Source organism: Actinomadura parmotrematis, assembly GCF_019458805.1.
GTDB lineage: Bacteria > Actinomycetota > Actinomycetes > Streptosporangiales > Streptosporangiaceae > Spirillospora > Spirillospora parmotrematis.
Genome location: NZ_JAIBOA010000010.1, coordinates 207,866 through 226,793, shown reverse-complemented (window position 1 = coordinate 226,793; position 18,928 = coordinate 207,866). Strand labels below are relative to the sequence as shown.

Below are 18,928 nucleotides of genomic sequence, written 5' to 3'. Positions count from 1 at the left end.
GAGAGCGGCCGCCCCGGCAGCGGCACGCGTCCGGGCGGACCGTACGGCGCCTGACGACGGAAAACCCTTTCTCACGGACGGCGCGGGGGTCCGATAATCCGGGGCATGGTCTCTCTCGGGCAGGTGCTCGCGTTCGGCGCGGTCTCCGTCGTCATCATCCTGGTGCCCGGCCCCGCCGTGCTGTTCGTCGTCGGGCGGGCCCTCGCGCACGGGCGCCGCACCGCGCTCGCCAGCGTCGCCGGCAACGAGCTCGGCGCGCTGGTGCTGAGCGCCGCGGTCGCGTTCGGGGTGGGCCGGATCGTCGCCGAGTCGGTCGTCGTCTTCACGGCGCTGAAGCTCGCCGGGGCGCTCTACCTGGTCTACCTCGGCGTCCGGGCGTTCCGGCACCGCGGCTCGCTCCAGGAGGCGATGGGCGCCGGCGCCCCCGCCGAGCGCGGGCGGGCGCTCCGGCAGGGCTTCCTCGTCGGGATCACCAACCCCAAGACGGCGGTGTTCTTCGCCGCCGTGCTGCCCCAGTTCGTGGACCGCGACCGCGGCCACGTGCCGCTCCAGATGCTGGTCTTCGGGCTGGTCTTCTGCCTGATCGCGCTGCTCTGCGACGGCGCGTGGGGCCTCGCGGCCGCGACCGCCCGCGGCTGGCTCGCCCGCTCGCCGCGCCGCCTCGCCGCGATCGGCGGCACCGGCGGCCTGATGATGATCGGCCTCGGCGTCACCATCGCCGCCACCGGCCGCCGCGACTAGCGGGGGGCGCTCCTCGCCCGGTTGCCATTAACGGACAACCTTGGTTGCTCGGTTTATATGGCGTTAAAGCTGTCCAACTGGTCGAATGGGGGGCTTGGTCAGAATGGAATGAATCAAGGAGTCCAGAACATGGCGGTAGACGCTTTCGACGGGCCGGATGCGGTAGAGGAAGCCCCCGCGGGGAAGGTTCTTCAACTGCTCGACAGGGCGATCGAGGCGCAGAGCGGGCTGGTGAGCAAGAACATCGCCCGCGCCCGCCAGCGGAACCCGGAGGCGACGCCCGCCCAGGTGATCCGCAGCCTGGAGCGGATGTACGTCAGCGCCTTGGCCGGATCGGGCGCGGCGGTGGGGGGAAGCGCGGCCGCGCCCGGCGTCGGCACCGGAGTGGCGCTGGCGCTGTCGGCAGGTGAGTTCCTGTCATCGCTCGAACTGAGCACTCTCTACGCGCTCTCGATCGCCGAGGTCCACGGCGTGCCCCTCGACGAGGTCGAGCGCCGCCGCACGATCGTCATGGGGATCATGCTCGGCGGCTCCGGCAGCGGGACCATCACCAAGATGGCCGAGCGCACGGGGCAGCACTGGGGGCGCCAGGTCGTCGCCAAGGTGCCCGTCGAGACGCTGAAGCAGATCAACAAGGTCCTGGGAAAGAACTTCGTCACGAAGTACGGGACCAAGCAGGGGATCATCGTCCTCGGCCGGGTGGCGCCGTTCGGCATCGGCGCCGCGATCGGCGGCGGTGCGAACGCGGCCCTCGCCACACTGACCGTGCGGGCCGGCCGTCGCGCGTTCGGCCCGCCCCCGGCGGAGTGGCTGTGATCGATGCGCGCACCGGCCACCGCGACTAGCGGGGGGCCGGGGCGGCGGCGCGGGCGGTGGCGGTGCGGACGAAGGCGGCGAGGGCGGGGGAGCGGGACTCGGCGGGCCAGGCCAGGGTGAGGGTGACCGGGGGGACGTCGGCGACGGGGCGGTAGGCGAGCGCCGGGCGGGGGTGGCGGGCGGCGAGCCAGTCGGGGAGGAACCAGACGGCGGTGCCGAGCTCGACCAGGTTGAAGATCTGGGCGAGGTCGCGGCGGGGCGCGCCCGGGGCGGTGGACGGCCGGCGCGGTCCCTCGCCGGCGGGGAGGCCGTCGGGCAGGACGCGGCCCGCGAGGTCGGCGAGCGTCAGCGAGGTGCGGGCCGCGAGCGGGTCGGCGGCGGCGAGCGCGGCCAGGAGCGGCGCCGTCAGCAGCGGCTCGGTGTCGAGGCCGCGGGCGTCGAACGGCGTCGGGAGCAGCGCGACGTCGGCGCGGCCGTCGCGGAGCGCCGGGAGCTGCTCGCCCGGACCGCCCATCTGGACCTCGACGGGCAGCGCCGCCGGCTCGGACCGGTAGGCGTCCAGGATGCCCGGCAGCAGCCCGGCGTCGTAGTCGGCCTTCATCGCGAGGCGCAGGGCGGGCCGCGCGCGGCCCGCGTGCCGGGCGCGGTGCCCGGCCGCCGCGACGGCGTCGAGCGCGGTGCGGGCGTCGCGGAGCAGCACCGCGCCCGCGGGCGTCAGCGCGACCTGCCGCGTCGTGCGTTCCAGCAGCGCGACGCCGAGCCGCCGCTCCATCTCGCGGATCGCGCGCGACAGCGGCGGCTGCGCCATGCCGAGGCGCTCGGCGGCGCGGCCGAAGTGCAGCTCCTCGGCGACGGCCACGAAATAGCGGAGCTGGCGGACCTCCAGATCGTCCATACCCGGAGGGTATCAATGGTGCCCGGATCGGTCCTTCAGGTGCGCGGCGGCCCCGGGTTGACTGGGCGCGTTCCCATCACGGAGGTTCCGAAATGATCGTCATCACCGCCCCGACGGGCGCCATCGGCGGCAAGGTCCTGGCGCGCCTGCTGGACGCCGGCGAGGACGTGCGGGTCGTCGTCCGCGACCCGGCGCGGCTCGCGGCCGGCGCCCGCGAGCGCGTCGAGATCGTCCAGGGCTCGCACGGCGACCCCGATGTCGTCGGCAAGGCGTTCGACGGCGCGGACGCCGTCTTCTGGCTCGTCCCGCCGGACCACGCGAGCCCGAGCCTGGAGGCCACGTACCTGGACTTCACCCGCCCGGCCGTCGCGGCGATCGCGGCGTGCGGGGTGCCGCGCGTCGTCGGCGTCTCGGCGCTCGGGCGCGGGACGCCGCAGGCCGCGCGGGCGGGCCACGTCACCGCCTCGCTCGCGATGGACGACCTGCTCGCCGGGTCGGGCGCCGCCTACCGGGCGCTCGCGCTGCCGTCCTTCATGGACAACACGCTCCACCGGCTCGCCGAGATCAGGGACGCGGGCGTCTACGCCGCGCCGATCTCCGGCGACCGCGCCCTGCCGGCCTGCTCGACCGGCGACATCGCCGATGTCGCCGCCGCCCTGCTGCGCGACGCGTCCTGGACGGAGGGCGGGGAGGTGCCCCTGCTCGGCCCCGAGGACCTGACGCCGCGCGAGACGGCGGCGATCCTCGGCGACGTCCTCGGCCGGCCCGTGCGCTACGAGCACGTCCCGGCGGAGGAGTTCAAGGCCGGGTTCCTCGCTCGCGGGGCGTCCGAGGCGGTGGCGCAGGGGATGCTCGACATGATGCTCGCCAAGGAGGCGGGCCTCGACGGCGCGGTGCCGCGCACCGAGCGCACCGCGACTCCGACCGCGTTCCGGACGTGGTGCGAGAAGGTCCTGAAGCCGCTGGTCTGAGCAGGTAGGTGCTTGTCGGGTGTTCTGTGGAGAAATACCCGGAAAGACATGTGTAGTAATGGCTACGGTGAGCCGTCCTTTTCGACCTACCCCCCCAGGACGACTGACGTGAACATCGATTTCAGCGCGGAACCCACCTTCTCGTGGTACGTGGTGTTCCTCGCCTTCGCCGGCCTCGTGATGGTCGTCATGGCCGTGGCCGGCGGCGGCCAGGGCGCGGGCGTGCGGGCCTTCAACGGGGTCTTCGGCGCCGGCTTCCTCGGCTACGCGTTCTACCTCGCCTTCGTCTTCGACGGCGGCACCTACGTGATGTTCTTCAAGGCGTTCATCGTGCCGGTGCTGCTGCTCGTCAACTTCGTCCGCAGCCTCGCGTCGCGGCGCGGCGGCGGGGACGCCGAGAAGCAGGGCGTCCAGTACGGCGCGGCGCCGGGCGAGGTGCCGCCGGGCGCGCCGATGCAGCCCTTCCGGCCCGAAGCGCCCGCGCAGCCGGCCGCGCAGGCCCCCGCGCAGCCGCCCGTCCAGCACTGACGCCCGGACGGCGGGCGCCCCGCGAGGCCGGGGCGCCCGTCAGCCGGCGTCCCGGCTCCGGCGGTACATCGCGGCGACCTGGGTGGCGGCGAGGCGCGGCCAGACGCTCGTCGCCCCGGTGCTCCGGTCGATCACCAGGACGCTGCCGCCGATCATCGCGGGCGGGCGGGACCAGTCGGCGGGCGGCGGCTCGACCGGCCACACCACGAACCCGAGGTCGAACTCGTACACCCCGACCTCGTGGCGGCGCCCCTCAGCGGACGGCGCGCCGTCGAACAGGGCCCGGGACCGTTCCACCACCTGCTCCCTGGTGATCACTTCATCCCCCGGCCGTCCGGCCCGGTGACGATGACCCAGACGCCGTGCACGTTCGGGTGCAGCACGTCCGGGCCGCGCTCGCCGGTGGCGGCGTCCACCCAGAGCACCCGCCCCTCCTGGTTGCAGGCGTTCCAGGCGTGCGTGCCGGTGCCCTCGTCGGGGTGCCAGCCGTTGACGATCAGCGCGGCGTGGCCGTGCCCGAGGTCGTGCAGCCGGTCGCCGAGGACGCGGAGCGCCGACCCGTCGGGGCCGAGGTAGCGGAACGGCGCGCCGAGCGTCCGCTCGGCCCGGTCCCGGCCGCCGACCTCGCCGCGCAGCAGGCTGAGCGGGTCCTGCGGGTCGTAGGCGATGGTCGCGGCGGCGCGCGGCCGGCCGTACCAGATGTCGAGGAAGCTGAGGGCGCACTCCAGCGCGTTGCTGGTCCGGCTGCCCTCGCGCGGGGGCGGTTCTGCCATGGCGTCGACTCCGTCTCCTCGGCCGCTCGGGCCGATGCTAGGGCACCCGGCGCCGCGCCAGGACGGCCGCCCCGGTGGCCGGGGGGCGGGCGCCGCAGCGGGTGCAGGGCGGAGGCCGGGACGATGCGCCGGGAGCGGGGGTGATCGTAGGGTGTGCGGATGGACGCGAAGCCCGACGTGCTCGGACCCGGCTACGAGGCGATCGAACTGCCGCTCGGCACCGACTCCGAGGGGCCCGTCGTGGCGACCCTCGTCCGCCGCCGCGCGCCGGAGCCGGCGCGCCGCGCGGTGCTGTACGTGCACGGCTTCGTCGACTACTTCTTCCAGACCCACCTCGCCGACTTCTACGTCGCGCACGGCTTCGACTTCTACGCGCTGGACCTGCGCAAGTACGGCCGGTCGCTCCGCCCGCACCAGACGCCGAACCACATCGCGAGCCTCAGCGAGTACTTCCCCGAGATCGACGAGGCGGTCCGCGTCGTCCGCGAGGAGGACGGCCACGACCTGCTGCTCCTCAACGGCCACTCCACCGGCGGCCTGATCGCCGCCCTGTGGGCCGACCGGGTGAAGGGCCGCGGCCTGGTGGACGGGCTGTTCCTGAACAGCCCGTTCCTGGACATCAACGAATCGCTCGTCATGCGCAAGGCGGGCGCCGGTCTTGCGCGCGCGCTGCGCGGCCGGTTCCCCTCGGCGAAGCTGCCCGCCGGCGTCTCGGACGCCTACGTGCGCACCATCCACCGCGAGTACGGCGGCGAGTGGGACTTCGACCTGGCCTGGAAGCCGCTGGAGGGCTTCCCGGTGCGGGCCGCGTGGCTGGCGGCGGTCCGGCGCGGGCAGCGCCGGGTGCACGCCGGGCTCGATATCGACGTGCCGGTGCTGGTGATGGCGTCGGCGCGCAGCGTCCGGCCGTCCGCGCGCGCGCAGGCGCGGGCCGACCTCACTGCGCTCGACGCCGTTCTGGACGTCGGCCACATCGCCCGCTGGACGCCGCGGCTCGGCCGGCACGTGACCCTGGTGCGCATCGACGGCGGCCTGCACGACCTGGTGCTGTCGGCGGAGCCGGTGCGCGCGGAGGTGTTCGGCGAGCTGGCGCGCTGGATCCGCGGCTACCTGGGGGACTAGCGGCGCCGCGCGTCAGTCGAGGATCTTGGAGATGTCGACGTCGTCGAAGTCGACGGTCGCCTGCTGGGAGGCGTTGCCGCCGCGCCGCACACCGATGCCGATGCTGCCGTTCGGGAGCGGCCGGTCGGTGTCGGTGACGTCGGCGACCCGGTGCCCGTTCACCCAGGCCCGCACGCGGATCGTGCCGCCGCCGGCCGGCCACTCGCAGGCGAGCTGGAGCTTGTTGGCGCCCTTGCCGTGGAAGCCGCCCACCGAGTCGGCGGTGGCCAGGGCCTTGGAGCCGCGGTCCTTGGAGCTCTTCTGCAGGACGAGGCCCTTGCCGTCGCGCCGCATCCAGAACTCGTAGCCGGCGCTGTCGGCGCCCGCGCAGTAGACGCCGTAGGCGCTGTCAGGGGAGCCGGCCACGGGGTAGGCGGTGACGGTCGTCAGCGTCCGGAGGGGCAGGTCGTCGGCCTTCTTGGGCGCGCCCTTCCACCGCGTCTCGGTGATGCTGTCGGTCTCCATCCGGTACCGGCCGTCCTTGTACCCGGCGGAGCTGACGTAGGCCCCGCCGTCCCAGCCCGACCCGGTGTCGGAGAAGGTGTCGCCGAACACCGTCGCGAGCTTGGACGGCGGCCCGTCCGATCCGAGCAGCGCCCACGCGCCGAGGCCGGCGACCAGGACCGCGGCGAGCACGCCCGCGCCGATGGCGAGCGGCTTGCGCGGCAGGCCCGCTCCCCGGGGGGCGGGCAGGCCGGGTCCGGGCGCCGGGCCGTTGTCGTTGCGGGTGGTCTCGGCGGGCCGCAGCAGCGTCGCGTCGGGGGCGTGCCAGGACGCTTGGACGGTGTGCGCGAGCTGCTCGGAGCTCGGCGCCTCCTGCCCGACGAGCCGGGCGAGGAGCTCCTCCACCGAGGGGCGCTTGCGCGGGTCCTTGTCGAGCGCCGCCTCCACCAGCCGGCGCAGGCCGGGGTCCAGGCCGTCCAGCCGGGGCGGCTCGTGCGCCACCCGGTAGAAGATCTCCGGGACGGTGCTGCCGGCGAACGGCGCGGTCCCGAGGCCCGCGTAGGCGACGACGCAGCCCCAGGAGAACACGTCCGAGGCGGGGGTGACGGGCTCGCCGCGCAGCAGCTCGGGCGGCAGGTAGTTCGGGGTGCCGACGAACTGGCCGGTGCGGGTCGGACCCTCGGCCGCGTCGAGCGCCCGCGCGATGCCGAAGTCGATGACGCGCGGGCCGGTCGCCGACAGCAGCACGTTGGCGGGCTTCAGGTCGCGGTGCACGATGCCGGCGGCGTGGATGGCGCGGAGCGCGGTGGCGATGCCGACGGCGAGGCCCTCCAGGTCCGAGCCGGGCAGCGGGCCGCGCTCGGCGACGGCGCGCTCCAGGCTGGGGCCCTCGATGTACTCGGTGACGACGTACAGCGGGTCGCGGTCCAGCTCGGCGCCGATGACGGGCGCGGTGCAGAACCGGCGGACCTGCCCGGCCGCGGTCACCTCGCGGCGGAACCGCTCGCGGAACGCCGCCTCGCCCGCCAGCCCCTGGTTGATGACCTTGACGGCGACGGTGCGGCCGGCCGCGTCGGCGCCGAGGTAGACCGTGCCCATGCCGCCCTGGCCGAGCCGGCCGGTCAGCCGGTAGGGGCCGAGCCGCGGCGGGTCGCCGGGGAGCAGCGGGGGGTGGTCGTCGCCGGTGTGCGTGGTCATCACGATCCTGGTGTCCTCGGGGGGCCGACCCGACAAACCATAGCGATCTCGTACTTAATGCCGCGTCAAATCCAGTCCCGCAGGGTCCGGCCGGCGAGGGCCACCGCGCCCTCCACCCGCGCGGCGATCACCGCCGGGTCGTCGATCTCGCGCCGCGCGCAGTCCTCGAACGCGATCCGGCTCGCCGCCGCGTAGAACGCCACGATGACGCGGGGCCGCAGGTCGGTGTCGGAGTCGACGCCCTCGCGGCGCGCGACGATCCCGGCGAGCCGCTCCTCGGACGCGCGGAAGCGGGCCATCTCGGCGGCGGCGAGCGCGGGCGTCCGCTCGATCACCTGGCGGACGCGGCGGAACCGCTCGGCCTCGTGCTCGCCGCTCTCGGCGATCGTCCAGAGCACCGCGCGCAGCGACTCCAGCAGCGCGGTGAAGGGCCGCTCGCCCGGCGGGCGCGCGGCGAGCGCCTCGGCCATCACCGCGTCGAACTCGCCGAGGAAGCCGGCGACCACGTCCTCCTTGGTGGCGAAGTAGCGGAAGAAGGTGCGCTGCGAGACCTCCACCGCGGCGACGATCTCGTCGATGGTGGTGGCGTCGTAGCCGCGGTCGAGGAACAGGTCGAGCGCGGCGTCGACGAGCGCCGTCCGGGTCCGCTGCTTCTTGCGCTCGCGCAGCCCGGCGAGCGCCCGCCCGGACGCGGGCGGCGCGTCCCCTCCGGCCGGCGCGCTGCGGGCGAGCGGATCGGGGACGGCGGTCATCGCGGGCTCCTGCGGGGGACGTCCGAGCGGGCGTGTTCCTAGGGGTTTACCACGGAAACCGCCTCGCCGGCCGGTTTCCGCGCGCCCGGCGGGAGGCGGGCTAGGTAGGTATGGCGGCGGTCCGAAAATAGGTGGACGTAAGCATGCCGGATCGCCTGCGCCGGGCATTTCCCGCGGGCCATCCTGGAAGCAGGTTGTCTTCCGCCGTCGATACGGACACCGCGCCGCCGGACCGACGGTGCTCCCTCGCACCCCTGATGAGGCGGCTGATCGAGATGTCCGTAATCGGTTCACCCGAGCTGGCCGGGACGCGCCGGCACCACCTGGCCGCCCTGGCCTACGAGGTCGAGGCGCGCGGGCTGCGCTGGCGCCTCGCCGGACCCGAGGGGTCGGTGCTCGCCGTCGTCGGCCCGCGCACCCGCCGCCAGCTCATGGTGGTGGCGACGCCGACCGGCGGCGGCTGGTCCTACCTGTGGAGCGGCGGCGGCATGGCCGACGCGGCCCGCGCCGCCGACGCCGCCGACCTCCTCGCCCGGCTGCTCGGCTGTACCGATTGAAGTCACGGCCCGAAGTACTCGCCTGGCGGCTCGCACTTCGACCGCGCCTTGGGCGAGTGCGACATCGCTTCGCGATCTGACCGCGCGGGGCTCGCCTGCGGCGTCGCCCCGCGCGGTCAGGTAGCGCACTCGCGTGCGGGGCCGGGGTCGTTGCGCGGCCGCGGCCGTCCGAAAGATCAACCCCGGTTGCCTCCCGGGCGGGCCCTTCCCTAGACTCGGTGACGAACGTATGTTCGAACGGGCCGCATGCCTTCCCCCGTGCGGTGGACGCACCACTCACAGGGCGGGGGAGGCAGATGACGCGCGTGTTCGGCGATCCGGTGGACGTCTGGACGAGCGGGGGGCGGCCGGTCCGGTTCGTCTGGCAGGGCCGGCTGTACAGCGTCCGGCGCGTGCTGGAGCACTGGGTCACCACGCGGGACTGGTGGCGGGAGAGCCGCCCCGACGAGCAGGCCGCGGGGGAGCGCGAGTTCTGGCGGGTGGAGGCGTCCCCCGACCGCGAGATCGGCGTGTACGAGCTGCGCCACGACCCCGCCGACGACTCCTGGATGCTGTCGCGGGTGTGGGACTGAGATGGCCGTGCACCTGCACGTCGCCTCCGCCTACTCGCTGCGCCACGGCGTCGCGCGGCCGGACGCGCTCGCGGCGCGCGCGTCCGCGCTCGGCATGGAGGCGCTGGCGCTCACCGACCGCGACGGCCTGTACGGCGCGGTCAAGCACGTCCAGGCGTGCGCGCGCGAGGGCATCGCGCCGATCGTCGGCGCCGACCTGGACCTCGGCGGCGGCGAGCGGATCGTGGTCCTCGCGCGCGGGCGCGCCGGCTGGGCGTCGCTCTGCCGCCTCGTCACCGCCGCCCACCACGCCGGCGGGCGCGGCCGCCCGGTGGCGAGCCGCGACCTGGTCGCCGCGCACGCCGCCGGGCTGGTGGTGCTGCTCGGACCCGCCTCGGACGTCGGCCGGGCGGTCGCCGAGCGTCGCCCCGACGTCGCCGCCGCGCGGCTCGCCGCCTGGCGGGCCGTCGCCGAGACCGCCGTGGAGATCGTCGACCACCACGGGCGCGGCGAGGCGCACCGCGCCGCGCGGATGCTGGCGCTCGCCCGCGCGGCGGGCGTCCCGGCCGTCCTCGGCAACGCGGTCCGCTACGCCGAGCCCGGCGACCACCCGGTGGCGCAGGTGCTGGACGCCGCCCGCAAGCTCGTCCCGCTGGACCGCCGCCACCTGGAGGACGTGACCGGCCGCGCCTACCTCACCTCCCCGGACGAGATGCGCCGCACCGCCGAGCGGTCCTGCGGCGAGGACGAGGCGGCCGCGCTGCTCGCCGCGACGCGGCGCCTCGGCGAGCGCTGCGCCCTCGACGGCGGCCGCGACCTCGGCATGGACCGCGTCCACCTGCCCGAGACGGCCGGCGACCTCGCCGAGCGCTGCGCCGCCGGGCTCGTCCGGCGCGGCCTGGAGCGGTCGGCGCGGGCCGCCGAGCGCCTCGCCGCCGAGCTCGCCGTCATCGCCCGCAAGGGCCTCGCCCCCTACTTCCTCACCGTCGCCGACGCCGCCGCGCTGATCCGGGCGCGCGGCATCCGCTGCGCGATCCGCGGGTCGGGCGCCGGCAGCCTCGTCAACTACCTGCTCGGCATCGGCGACCTGGACCCGCTCCGCCACGGCCTGCTGATGGAGCGGTTCCTCGCCGACAGCCGCCCCGGCCTGCCCGACATCGACCTGGACGTGGAGTCGGCGCGGCGCCTGGAGGCGTACCGGGCGCTGTTCGACCGCTACGGCGCCGACGGCACCGCGACGGTGTCGATGATGGAGACCTACCGGGCGCGGTCGGCGATCCGCGACGTCGGCGCCGCCGTCGGGCTGCCGCCGCACGAGATCGACGCGATCGCCAAGGCGTTCCCGCACGTGCGGGCCCGGCAGATCCGCGCCGCCCTGCACGACCTGCCCGAGCTGCGCGCCAGCGGCCTCGACCAGGGCCGCCTCCAGGTGGTCTTCCGGGTGGCCGAGCGGCTGGACGGGCTGCCCCGGCACGTGGCGATGCACCCGTGCGGGGTGCTGCTGTCCAACGCCTCGCTGCGCGACCGCAGCCCCGTCGAGCAGAGCACCGCCGGGTTCCCGATGAGCCAGTACGACAAGCACGACGTGGAGGCGATGGGCCTGCTGAAGCTCGACGTCCTCGGGGTGCGGATGCAGTCGGCGATGGCGCACGCCGTCGCCGAGATCGCCCGCACCGGCGGCGGCGACGTCGTCCTGGAGGACCTGCCCGCCGGCGACGCCCCCACCTACGAGATGATCCGCTCCGGGCGCACCCTCGGCTGCTTCCAGATCGAGTCGCCCGGCCAGCGCGAGCTCGTCGGCAAGCTCCAGCCGCGCACCCTGGACGACCTGGTCATCGACATCTCGCTGTTCCGGCCGGGGCCGGTCAACTCCGACATGGTCACGCCGTTCCTGGACGCCCGGCACGGCCGCGCCGAACCCGCCTACCCGCACCCCGACCTGGAGCCCGCGCTCCGCGAGAGCAACGGCGTCGTCGTCTTCCACGAGCAGGTGCTCCGCGTCATCGACGCCATGACCGGCTGCGGCCTGTCGGACGCCGAGGCCGCCCGCCGCGACCTGGCCGCCGAGGACGGGCGCGAGCGGGTCCGCGCCTGGTTCGCGGGCGCGGCCGCCGCCCGCGGCTACGACGACGCGACGATCGCCGAGGTGTGGCGGACGCTCGCGGCGTTCGGCGCGTTCGGGTTCTGCAAGGCGCACGCCGCCGCGTTCGCGCTGCCGACCTACCAGTCGGCGTGGCTGAAGCGGCACCATCCGGCGGCGTTCTACGCGGGCGTCCTCACCCACGACCCCGGCATGTACCCGAAGCGCGTGGTGCTGGACGACGCCCGCCACTTCGGCGTGCCGATCCTGCCGCTGGACGTCAACCGGTCGGCGCCGCAGTGGCACGTCGAGCCCGTCGCGGAGGGCGGCGCGGCGGGCATCCGGGTCGCGCTGAACGAGGTGAAGGGCATCAGCGACGCCGAGGTCGGCCGGATCGTCGCCGAGCGCCCCTACCGGTCGCTGCCCGACTTCTGGGAGCGCGCCCGCGTGAGCCGCCCCGTCGCCGAGCACCTCGCCCTCGCCGGCGCCTTCGACGGCCTGCACGGCGCGGGCCGCCGCGACCTGTACCGCCGGGTCGGCGCGCTGGCCCGGCCGGGCCGCGCCGCCGTCCGGGGACAGCTCCCGCTCGGCGACCTGGGCGAGGAGGTCCCGGCCGGGGACCTGCCGCCGATGACGCCCGGCGAGATCGTGGAGGCCGAGCTGGAGATCCTCGGCCTGGACGTCAGCCGGCACGTCCTCACCTTCTACGACGACCTGCTGGACGCCCTCGGCGTGGTGCGCGCCCGCGACCTGCCCGGCGCCCGCGACGGCGACCGGGTGCTGGTGGCGGGCGTGAAGGTGGCGACGCAGACGCCCGCCGTCCGGTCCGGGCAGCGCGTCATCTTCGCGACGCTGGACGACGCGACCGGCCCCGTCGACCTGGCGTTCTTCGAGTCGGTGCAGGACCGCTGCGCCGCGACGCTGTTCGGGTCCTGGACGCTGCTCGCGCGCGGCCGCGTCCGCCGCGCGGGCGCCCGCGCCGTCACCCTCACCGGGCAGGCGTGCTGGGACCTGGCGGTGCTGTACGGGCACTGGCTGGACGGCGGCCTCGGCGCGGTGCGCCGCGCGATGGCGCAGGCCCGGCCCGCGCCCGCGTCCGCGTCCGCCGGGCCGGTGCCGTCAGGCCGCGTCGTCTACGCCAACGGGTTCGCGCTGTCGCCCTACGCCGACATCGGCCACGCCGGCCCGGACGTCCGCCGCTCGCCCGCGCGGCTCTGGCATGCCAGCGGCGGCAGCTCCGGACCCACTGTCTAGGCGTCGCGAAGGACCTGGAGGCGGGTGACCTGGAAGACCGTCACCATGCAGAACGCGGCGGCGAGCGCGAGGAAGGCCGCCGCGGCGACGCCGAGGTGCACGTCGTAGCGGGCCTCGGCGAGGGAGTCGGCGTGCGCGCCGGCGAACAGCCGGGCGGCGGCGAGGCCCGTCAGCAGGCACCCCCACCAGGCCGCGACGACGGCGCCCGCGGCCTGCCGCTCGGCCGTCCGGTAGCGGCCGCTGTTCACCCACACGTCGTAGACGAGGCGCGGCGGCAGCCACAGGTTCACGACCGGGCAGAGCCAGCCGAGCACGACCCAGGACCGGTGGTAGCGGTGCGGGCCCGGCGACTGCCGGTAGGCGCGCCAGAGCCACGCCAGGTACAGCAGGCCCGTCAGCCCGGCGAGCAGGCCGCAGATGACGAACACCTCGGTGTAGGGCAGCAGCGACCGCGACGTCGCGGCGGGGTCGAAGGTGTCGTGGGTCGCGGCGTGCAGCGGCACCGACAGGCGGAGCAGGCTGATGCCCGAGCCGAGCGCGATGAAGGCGTTGAAGCCGAGCAGCATGAACACCGCGACCCCGACGGCGCGGAAGTCGCGGCGGCGCGCCCACGCCCCGCAGGCCGGGCAGCGCGCGACCTCATCGGGGATGATGTCGCCGCAGAGCGCGCACGGCATGGTCCGGACCTCCCTCGCGCTTTGCCGGGGCCTGCTTCGGATACTACGTACCTTTGACCTGCCACGCGCGCGGCCCGCCGCACGCGACCGACCGGGGTGTGTTGGCCGGGTCGCGCCGGGAGGGCCGCGCCGGACGGGGAGCGCCGGACGGGGAGCGCTGGACGGGTCGCGCTGGACGGGTCGCGCTGGACGGGTCGCGCTGGACGGGTCGCGCTGGACGGGTCGCGCTGGACGGGTCGCGCCGGGTGGGACGCGCTGGACGGGGTGCGCTGGACGGGGTGCGCTGGACGGGTCGCGCCGGGTGGGACGCGCTGGACGGGGTGCGCTGGACGGGGTGCGCTGGACGGGGTGCGCTGGACGGGACGCGCCAGCCGGGGTGTGTTGGGCGTGGTGTGTTGGGCGGGGTGCGCTGGGTGGGGCGGTTATACGGCCAAGCGGGTCGCGAGGAGTGTTGCGGCGGCGGCGATCGCGAGCCACAGGGCGGCGAGCCGCGCGCCGCCGTCCAGCAGCCGTTCCGGGCGGAGCCGTGTGACCAGCAGCAGCGCCCACCACTCGGCGGCCAGCGCGATCATCGCGTACAGCGAGCCGTAGCCGAGCGTGGCGAACCCGAGCAGCAGCAGCCACGGGGTGATGCCGTGCAGCAGCAGCGCGGGCCCGCGTGCCCGGCCGTGCAGCCCGCGGCGCATTCCGGCCAGCACCGCGCCCCAGCCGAGGGCGACCGCGAGCCACACCGCGAGGACGGCGGCCGGCACCCCGGTCAGCGGACCAGCCCCGACTCCCAGGCCCACGCGGCGACCTCGACCCGGTTCCGCGTGCCGAGCTTGCGGTGCACGCTGCCGAGGTGGGTCTTGACGGTGGACAGCGACACGAACAGCTCCCCGGCGATCTCGTCGTTGGTGCGGCCGCGCGCGACGAGCCGCACCACGTCCAGCTCCCGCTCGGTGAGCCGCTCGGCGGGCGGTGCGGCCGCGGGCGCGGCGGGCGGCACCGCGAGCCGCGACAGCAGCCGCACGGTGATCGACGGCGACACCAGCGACCCGCCGTTCGCGGCGGCCCGCACCGCCTCGACGAGCAGCGCCGGGCCGGCGTCCTTCAGCAGGAACCCGGCGGCGCCGCCGCGCAGCGCGGCGTACACGTACTCGTCCAGGTCGAAGGTGGTGACGATGACGACGCGCAGCGGGTCGGGGACGCCCGGCCCGGCCACCTGCCGGGTCGCCTCCAGGCCGTCCACGCCGGGCATCCGGATGTCGAACAGGCACACGTCGGGGCGCAGCTCGCGGGCGCGGGCGACCGCCTCGGCGCCGTCGCGGGCCTCGCCGACGACGGTCATGTCGGCCTGCGCCTCGATGATCATCCGGAAGCCGGTGCGGACCATCTCCTGGTCGTCGGCGATCAGCACGCGGAGGGTCACGGGCCCCATCCTCCCAGTTCCGCGGGACCGTCGAGGACGGCCACCACCTCCCAGCCGCCTTCGGGACGCGGCCCGGCGCGCAGCCGCCCGCCGACGGCGTCCACCCGCTCGCCGAGCCCGGCGAGCCCGAACCCGCCGGACGGCAGCAGCCGCCCGCGGCCCTGCCCGTCGTCGCGGACCGCGACCCGCACCCCGCCCTCGGGCGCCCGGTCGATGACGACCCGCACGCGGGTGGCATCGGCGGCGTGCTTGCGGGCGTTGGTGAGCGCCTCCTGCACGATGCGGTGCGCGGTCGTCGCGACCTCGGGCGGCAGCACGCCGAGGCCCGGCGCGACCGTCAGCGTCGCGGGCGGGTGCCGGAACCCCGCGACGAGGTCGGTGATGCGGGCGAGGTCGCCGACCGGGCGGGTCGCGCCGGGACCGTTCTCGCCGGGGCCGACCTCGCCGGGGCCGTCCTGCGCGGCGCGGAGCAGCCCGACCATCCGGCGCATCGAGGTGAGCGCCTCGGCGCCGGCCCGCTCGATCCCGGCGAACATCGCGTCCAGCTCCTCGGGGCCCTGCGCGCTGCCCGCCCGCGCCGCGTACCGGGCGGCCTGCGCCTGCACGACGATGCCGGTGACGTGGTGGGCGACGAAGTCGTGCAGGTCGCGGGCCAGGTCGAGGCGCTCGTCGCGGCGCGCGTCGTCCAGGGCGCGGGCGCGGCGCGCGTCCAGTGCCCGCAGGTACAGGCCGATGCCGACGGCGATGAAGACGAGCACCGCGAGCGGCGCCGAGAACACCAGCGCCGCCAGCGGCGACCCGCGGATCGACACGGCGACGACCGCACCGCCGATCAGCACCGCCAGGGGCATCAACCTCGGGCGCGGCGCCTGCCACATCATCCGCCCGACCAGCACCAGCAGCGCGCAGATCTCCAGCGCGACGGAGGGGTTCACCCACGGCGGGTCGGCCACCGCCAGGACCGCGGTCAGGACCAGCGACGCCGCCGCCGACGCGACCGCCCACGGCAGCGGCCGCCACCGGGCGAGCGCGGCGAACGAGGCGAGCGCGGCGACGGCGTAGAGCGCGGCGTCGTACCAGGTGAAGCCCCGGTTCACGGTGCGCGCCACCATGATCAGCAGCAGGAACAGGCCGGCGCAGCCCCACAGCGCGACGCGCGCCAGGCAGCCGCCGACCGACTGGAACCGGTCCAGCCCGGTCACCGATCCGTTCATGGTTCCGAGGCTACGACCTGCGGCCGGACGCCGGATCGGCCGTTCGGCCGATCCTGCCGCCGCAGGACCGGCCCGGAGTCCGATGCGCCGGTCCCGTCCGGTTCCGCACGCTGGGTGCATGAACGCTCTGGACCCCGTCCTCGCCGGGACGGCGCTGCGCCGGCGGTTCGGCGCGGCCGTGGCGCTGGACGGCGTCTCCCTGGCCGTCGCGCCGGGTGAGACCGTCGCCGTCATGGGCCCTTCCGGCTCGGGCAAGTCGACGCTCCTGCACGTGCTGGCGGGCATCGTCCGCCCCGACGAGGGTGAGGTGCGGCTGTTCGGGCAGCGCATCGACAACCTCGGCGAGCGGCGCCGCAGCGCGCTCCGCCGCACCCGTTTCGGGTTCGTCTTCCAGCACGGGCAGCTCCTGCCCGAACTGCCCGCCGACGAGAACGTCGCGCTGCCGCTGATGTTGGACGGGACGGCGCGCGGCGCGGCCGTCGCCGCCGCGCGCGCCTGGTTCGGGCCGCTCGGCCTCGCCGGGCTGGAGCGGCGGCGTCCGGGCGAACTGTCGGGCGGGCAGGCGCAGCGCGTCGCGATAGCGCGCGCGCTCGTCACCCGTCCGGCGGTGGTGTTCGCCGACGAACCGACCGGCGCCCTGGACCAGCGCACCGGGCACGACACGATGCGGCTGCTGGTGGACGCCGCGCGCGGCAACGGCGCGGCGCTCGTCGTCGTCACCCACGACCCGGGCGTGGCGCGCTGGTGCGGGCGCGTCGTGGAGGTCCGCGACGGGCGGCTCGCGCACTTGGCGGGCGCGCCGTGAGGCGGCCGGAGGCGGGGGCCGGTGGTGGGCGCGGTGCGGAGACCGGAGGCGGGGGCGGGGCGGGAGCCGATGGTGGGCGCGGGGTGGGGACCGGGACAGCGCGTCCGGTGAGATCCGTGCCAGGGCTCGTGAACCTCGGGCTGACCTGGCGGTTGATGCGCGGCGGCGGGCTGCTCGGGCCGCTGCTGACGTTCGCGGCGGTCACCGTCGCGTCCGGGCTGCTGCTGTTCGCGGCGGCGGCCGACCACGCCTTCGCGCAGCGCGCGGACGCCGACGCCTGGCGGCACCCGGCCGCCTCGGGGACGGCGACGGCCGTCGAGGCGCTGTCCACCGACCACGTGCGGGGGCGGCCGGTCACGGTCGTGGACCTGGCGGCGCTGGAGCCGTCCGCGCCGGTCCCGCCGGGCCTGCCGCGCTTCCCGCGCCCCGGCGAGACCTGGACGTCCCCGGCGCTCGCCGCCCAGATGCGCCGCCTGCCCGCCGACCAGCTCGCCGACCGCTTCCCGGCCCGTGCCGGGAACCTCGGGGACGCGGCGCTGGTGCATCCCGGCGAGCTCGTCGCGGTCGTCGGGCGCGCGCCGGGCGACCCGGCGATGACGGCGGAGCGGCTGCGCAACGAGGGGTCGTCGCCGGCCGTCCGCATCGACCGCTTCGCGCGCGGCGCGGTGTCGACCGTCCCGGAGATGTACCGGGTGCTCGCGGCGATCGCGTCCGTCCTGATGATCGTCCCGCTGCTGGTGTTCGGGGGCGCGGCGGCCCGCCTCACCGTGGCGCGCCGGGACGCGCGGCTCGCCGCGCTGCGCCTCGTCGGCGCGACGCCTGGCCAGGTCGTGGCGATGACGGTCGCCGAGGCGGTGCTGACCGCCTGCGGCGGCGCCGTCGCCGGGGCGCTGCTGTACGCGTTCGCGGTGCCCGCGCTCGTCCACCTGGAGTTCGGGGGCGGCGGCTGGTACGCCGCCGACCTGTGGCCGCCGCTGCCGTGGCTGCTCGGCGTGCTGCTCGCGGTGCCGCTGCTGGTCGGGCTGAGCGCCGCCGCAGGGCTCCGCCGCGTCGTGGTGAGCCCGCTCGGCGTCGCGCGCCGCGTCACGCCGCCGGGCCTGCGGGCCGTGCGGGTCGCCGCGCTCGCCGCCGTCCTGCTGGCCTTCGCGGTCTTCGCCGGGACCTGGACGGGGCTCGGGCGGGCGGGCGCGGTGGTCCTGCTGGTGCTGCTCGGGTCGGCGTTCCTCGCCTCAACCTGGTCGGGCCGTGGGTGGTGGCGCTCATCGGGCGGATCGCCGTCGCCACCGCGCGCCGCCCGGCCCGGCTGCTCGCCGGGCGCCGCCTGGTGGACGACCCGCGCGCCGCCTGGCGGACCGTCGCGGGCGTCGCGCTCACGGGGTTCGTCGCGGGCTTCCTCGGGCTGCTGAACCCGCCGGTGTCCGCATTGGGGGACGGCCCGGCGGACCGGCTCGACGTGACCGTCCCCGGTCCGTCCGCCGCCGCCCTCGCGGACCGGGTGCGCGGGCCGCTGGCTGGGCTTCGCGCCACCGTCGCCGTCGACGGCGACACGGCCCGGATCACCGTGCCGGGTGGGGAGGCCGCGATCGACCGGGCCCGCACCGTGTTGGCGCGCTCGGTGCCGGGCGCCGCCGCCATACGCGGCACCGACACCACAGCGGCGTCCTACCTGCTGGCCGACCTGCGCACAGGGTCGCTGACGGTGCTCGCCGTGTCGTTCGTCATCGCCGTCACCAGCGCCGGGATCAGCGGCGCGTCCGCCGTGCTGGACCGCCGCCGCGCCTACGCGTCGCTGGCGCTCGCGGGCACGCCCCTCGCCGTCCTGGACCGGGCGCGGCGGCAGGAGACGCTGATCCCCCTCGCCGTCATGGGCGGCGGGTCGCTGCTCACGGGCGCGGTGTTCGCGTCGCCGTTCGGCGCGTCCCCGAGTCCCGGCAACGTCCTCACGCTGCTGGCGTGCGTGACGCTCGGCGTAGCCGGGATCCTCGGCGCGGGCGCGCTCAGCCGCCCGCTGCTGCGGTCGATGGCGTCCGACCCGTCGCCGAACCCCGACTGACCGGAAAACCGTTGGCGTCCGCCGAGGTCAGCACGCCATCCTGGGCGG

20 protein-coding genes are annotated in these 18,928 nt (G+C 76.1%); 11 read left to right on the top strand and 9 right to left on the bottom strand.

Annotated features, from left to right (window positions below; all coding sequences use genetic code 11):
* Positions 1 to 105 precede the first annotated feature (105 nt).
* Positions 106 to 741 carry a LysE family translocator gene (locus tag K1Y72_RS17885; RefSeq protein ID WP_220167483.1) on the top strand — a complete coding sequence of 212 codons (636 nt, stop codon included), beginning with the start codon at positions 106 to 108 and terminating at the stop codon, positions 739 to 741.
* A gap of 129 nt (positions 742 to 870) precedes the next feature.
* Positions 871 to 1,557: a hypothetical protein gene (locus K1Y72_RS17880; RefSeq protein WP_220167482.1), complete on the top strand. Its 687-nt coding sequence runs from the start codon at positions 871 to 873 to the stop codon at positions 1,555 to 1,557.
* A gap of 25 nt (positions 1,558 to 1,582) precedes the next feature.
* On the opposite strand, the gene K1Y72_RS17875 is transcribed toward K1Y72_RS17880, so the two are convergent.
* Positions 1,583 to 2,452 carry a LysR family transcriptional regulator gene (locus K1Y72_RS17875; protein ID WP_220167481.1) on the bottom strand — a complete coding sequence of 290 codons (870 nt, stop codon included), beginning with the start codon at positions 2,450 to 2,452 and terminating at the stop codon, positions 1,583 to 1,585.
* Positions 2,453 to 2,544: 92 nt separating this feature from the next.
* Here K1Y72_RS17875 and K1Y72_RS17870 point away from each other — a divergent pair, with 92 nt between their 5' ends.
* Positions 2,545 to 3,423: an NAD(P)H-binding protein gene (locus tag K1Y72_RS17870; protein ID WP_220167480.1), complete on the top strand. Its 879-nt coding sequence runs from the start codon at positions 2,545 to 2,547 to the stop codon at positions 3,421 to 3,423.
* A 108-nt stretch (positions 3,424 to 3,531) separates the two neighbouring features.
* A complete protein-coding gene (locus K1Y72_RS17865) occupies positions 3,532 to 3,951 on the top strand; it encodes a hypothetical protein (protein ID WP_220167479.1) in 420 nt (139 codons plus the stop codon).
* A gap of 39 nt (positions 3,952 to 3,990) precedes the next feature.
* On the opposite strand, the gene K1Y72_RS17860 is transcribed toward K1Y72_RS17865, so the two are convergent.
* Positions 3,991 to 4,248 carry an SUKH-4 family immunity protein gene (locus tag K1Y72_RS17860; protein ID WP_220167478.1) on the bottom strand — a complete coding sequence of 86 codons (258 nt, stop codon included), beginning with the start codon at positions 4,246 to 4,248 and terminating at the stop codon, positions 3,991 to 3,993.
* A 17-nt stretch (positions 4,249 to 4,265) separates the two neighbouring features.
* Positions 4,266 to 4,724, bottom strand: a complete 459-nt coding sequence (locus tag K1Y72_RS17855) for a toxin glutamine deamidase domain-containing protein (protein ID WP_220167477.1) — start codon at positions 4,722 to 4,724, stop codon at positions 4,266 to 4,268.
* Between the two features lie 159 nt (positions 4,725 to 4,883).
* Between K1Y72_RS17855 and K1Y72_RS17850 the strand changes: the two genes are divergently transcribed.
* Entirely contained in the window at positions 4,884 to 5,846 is a 963-nt protein-coding gene (locus K1Y72_RS17850) for an alpha/beta hydrolase (RefSeq protein WP_220167476.1), read from the top strand.
* A 12-nt stretch (positions 5,847 to 5,858) separates the two neighbouring features.
* Here K1Y72_RS17850 and K1Y72_RS17845 read toward each other — a convergent pair whose 3' ends face one another.
* Together K1Y72_RS17845 and K1Y72_RS17840 are read right to left on the bottom strand one after the other, a co-directional pair.
* Entirely contained in the window at positions 5,859 to 7,526 is a 1,668-nt protein-coding gene (locus K1Y72_RS17845; RefSeq protein WP_220167475.1) for a serine/threonine-protein kinase, read from the bottom strand.
* Between the two features lie 65 nt (positions 7,527 to 7,591).
* Positions 7,592 to 8,278 (bottom strand): TetR family transcriptional regulator, encoded by a 687-nt coding sequence (locus K1Y72_RS17840; protein ID WP_220167474.1) that lies wholly within the window; start codon positions 8,276 to 8,278, stop codon positions 7,592 to 7,594.
* Positions 8,279 to 8,553: 275 nt separating this feature from the next.
* On the opposite strand from K1Y72_RS17840, the gene K1Y72_RS17835 reads away from it, so the two are divergent.
* From K1Y72_RS17835 to K1Y72_RS17825, 3 genes are all read left to right on the top strand, one after another.
* Positions 8,554 to 8,835, top strand: a complete 282-nt coding sequence (locus tag K1Y72_RS17835; RefSeq protein ID WP_220167473.1) for an aldo-keto reductase family protein — start codon at positions 8,554 to 8,556, stop codon at positions 8,833 to 8,835.
* Between the two features lie 296 nt (positions 8,836 to 9,131).
* The gene (locus K1Y72_RS17830) at positions 9,132 to 9,407 is read left to right on the top strand and encodes a DUF6504 family protein (protein WP_220167472.1); all 276 of its coding nucleotides are present in this window, start codon (positions 9,132 to 9,134) and stop codon (positions 9,405 to 9,407) included.
* Between the two features lies 1 nt (position 9,408).
* A complete protein-coding gene (locus K1Y72_RS17825; protein WP_220167471.1) occupies positions 9,409 to 12,720 on the top strand; it encodes a DNA polymerase III subunit alpha in 3,312 nt (1,103 codons plus the stop codon).
* Here the strand turns inward: K1Y72_RS17825 and K1Y72_RS17820 are convergent.
* The 4 genes from K1Y72_RS17820 to K1Y72_RS17805 form a co-directional block, all read right to left on the bottom strand.
* The gene (locus tag K1Y72_RS17820) at positions 12,717 to 13,397 is read right to left on the bottom strand and encodes a DUF4328 domain-containing protein (protein WP_220167470.1); all 681 of its coding nucleotides are present in this window, start codon (positions 13,395 to 13,397) and stop codon (positions 12,717 to 12,719) included. The genes K1Y72_RS17825 and K1Y72_RS17820 overlap by 4 nt on opposite strands.
* Positions 13,398 to 13,819: 422 nt before the next feature.
* On the bottom strand, positions 13,820 to 14,149 hold the full coding sequence (locus K1Y72_RS17815; protein ID WP_308287122.1) for a hypothetical protein: 330 nt from the start codon (positions 14,147 to 14,149) through the stop codon (positions 13,820 to 13,822).
* 5 nt (positions 14,150 to 14,154) lie between these two features.
* On the bottom strand, positions 14,155 to 14,808 hold the full coding sequence (locus K1Y72_RS17810; RefSeq protein WP_220167469.1) for a response regulator: 654 nt from the start codon (positions 14,806 to 14,808) through the stop codon (positions 14,155 to 14,157).
* Positions 14,805 to 16,022: a sensor histidine kinase gene (locus K1Y72_RS17805; protein ID WP_220167468.1), complete on the bottom strand. Its 1,218-nt coding sequence runs from the start codon at positions 16,020 to 16,022 to the stop codon at positions 14,805 to 14,807. Before K1Y72_RS17805 ends, K1Y72_RS17810 begins: the two co-directional genes overlap by 4 nt.
* Before the next feature lie 118 nt (positions 16,023 to 16,140).
* Here K1Y72_RS17805 and K1Y72_RS17800 point away from each other — a divergent pair, with 118 nt between their 5' ends.
* From K1Y72_RS17800 to K1Y72_RS36350, 3 genes are all read left to right on the top strand, one after another.
* Positions 16,141 to 16,827, top strand: a complete 687-nt coding sequence (locus K1Y72_RS17800; RefSeq protein WP_220167467.1) for an ABC transporter ATP-binding protein — start codon at positions 16,141 to 16,143, stop codon at positions 16,825 to 16,827.
* Positions 16,828 to 16,943: 116 nt separating this feature from the next.
* A complete protein-coding gene (locus K1Y72_RS36355) occupies positions 16,944 to 18,233 on the top strand; it encodes an FtsX-like permease family protein (RefSeq protein ID WP_258572627.1) in 1,290 nt (429 codons plus the stop codon).
* Entirely contained in the window at positions 18,152 to 18,880 is a 729-nt protein-coding gene (locus tag K1Y72_RS36350; RefSeq protein ID WP_258572625.1) for a hypothetical protein, read from the top strand. Before K1Y72_RS36355 ends, K1Y72_RS36350 begins: the two co-directional genes overlap by 82 nt.
* Positions 18,881 to 18,928 lie beyond the last annotated feature (48 nt).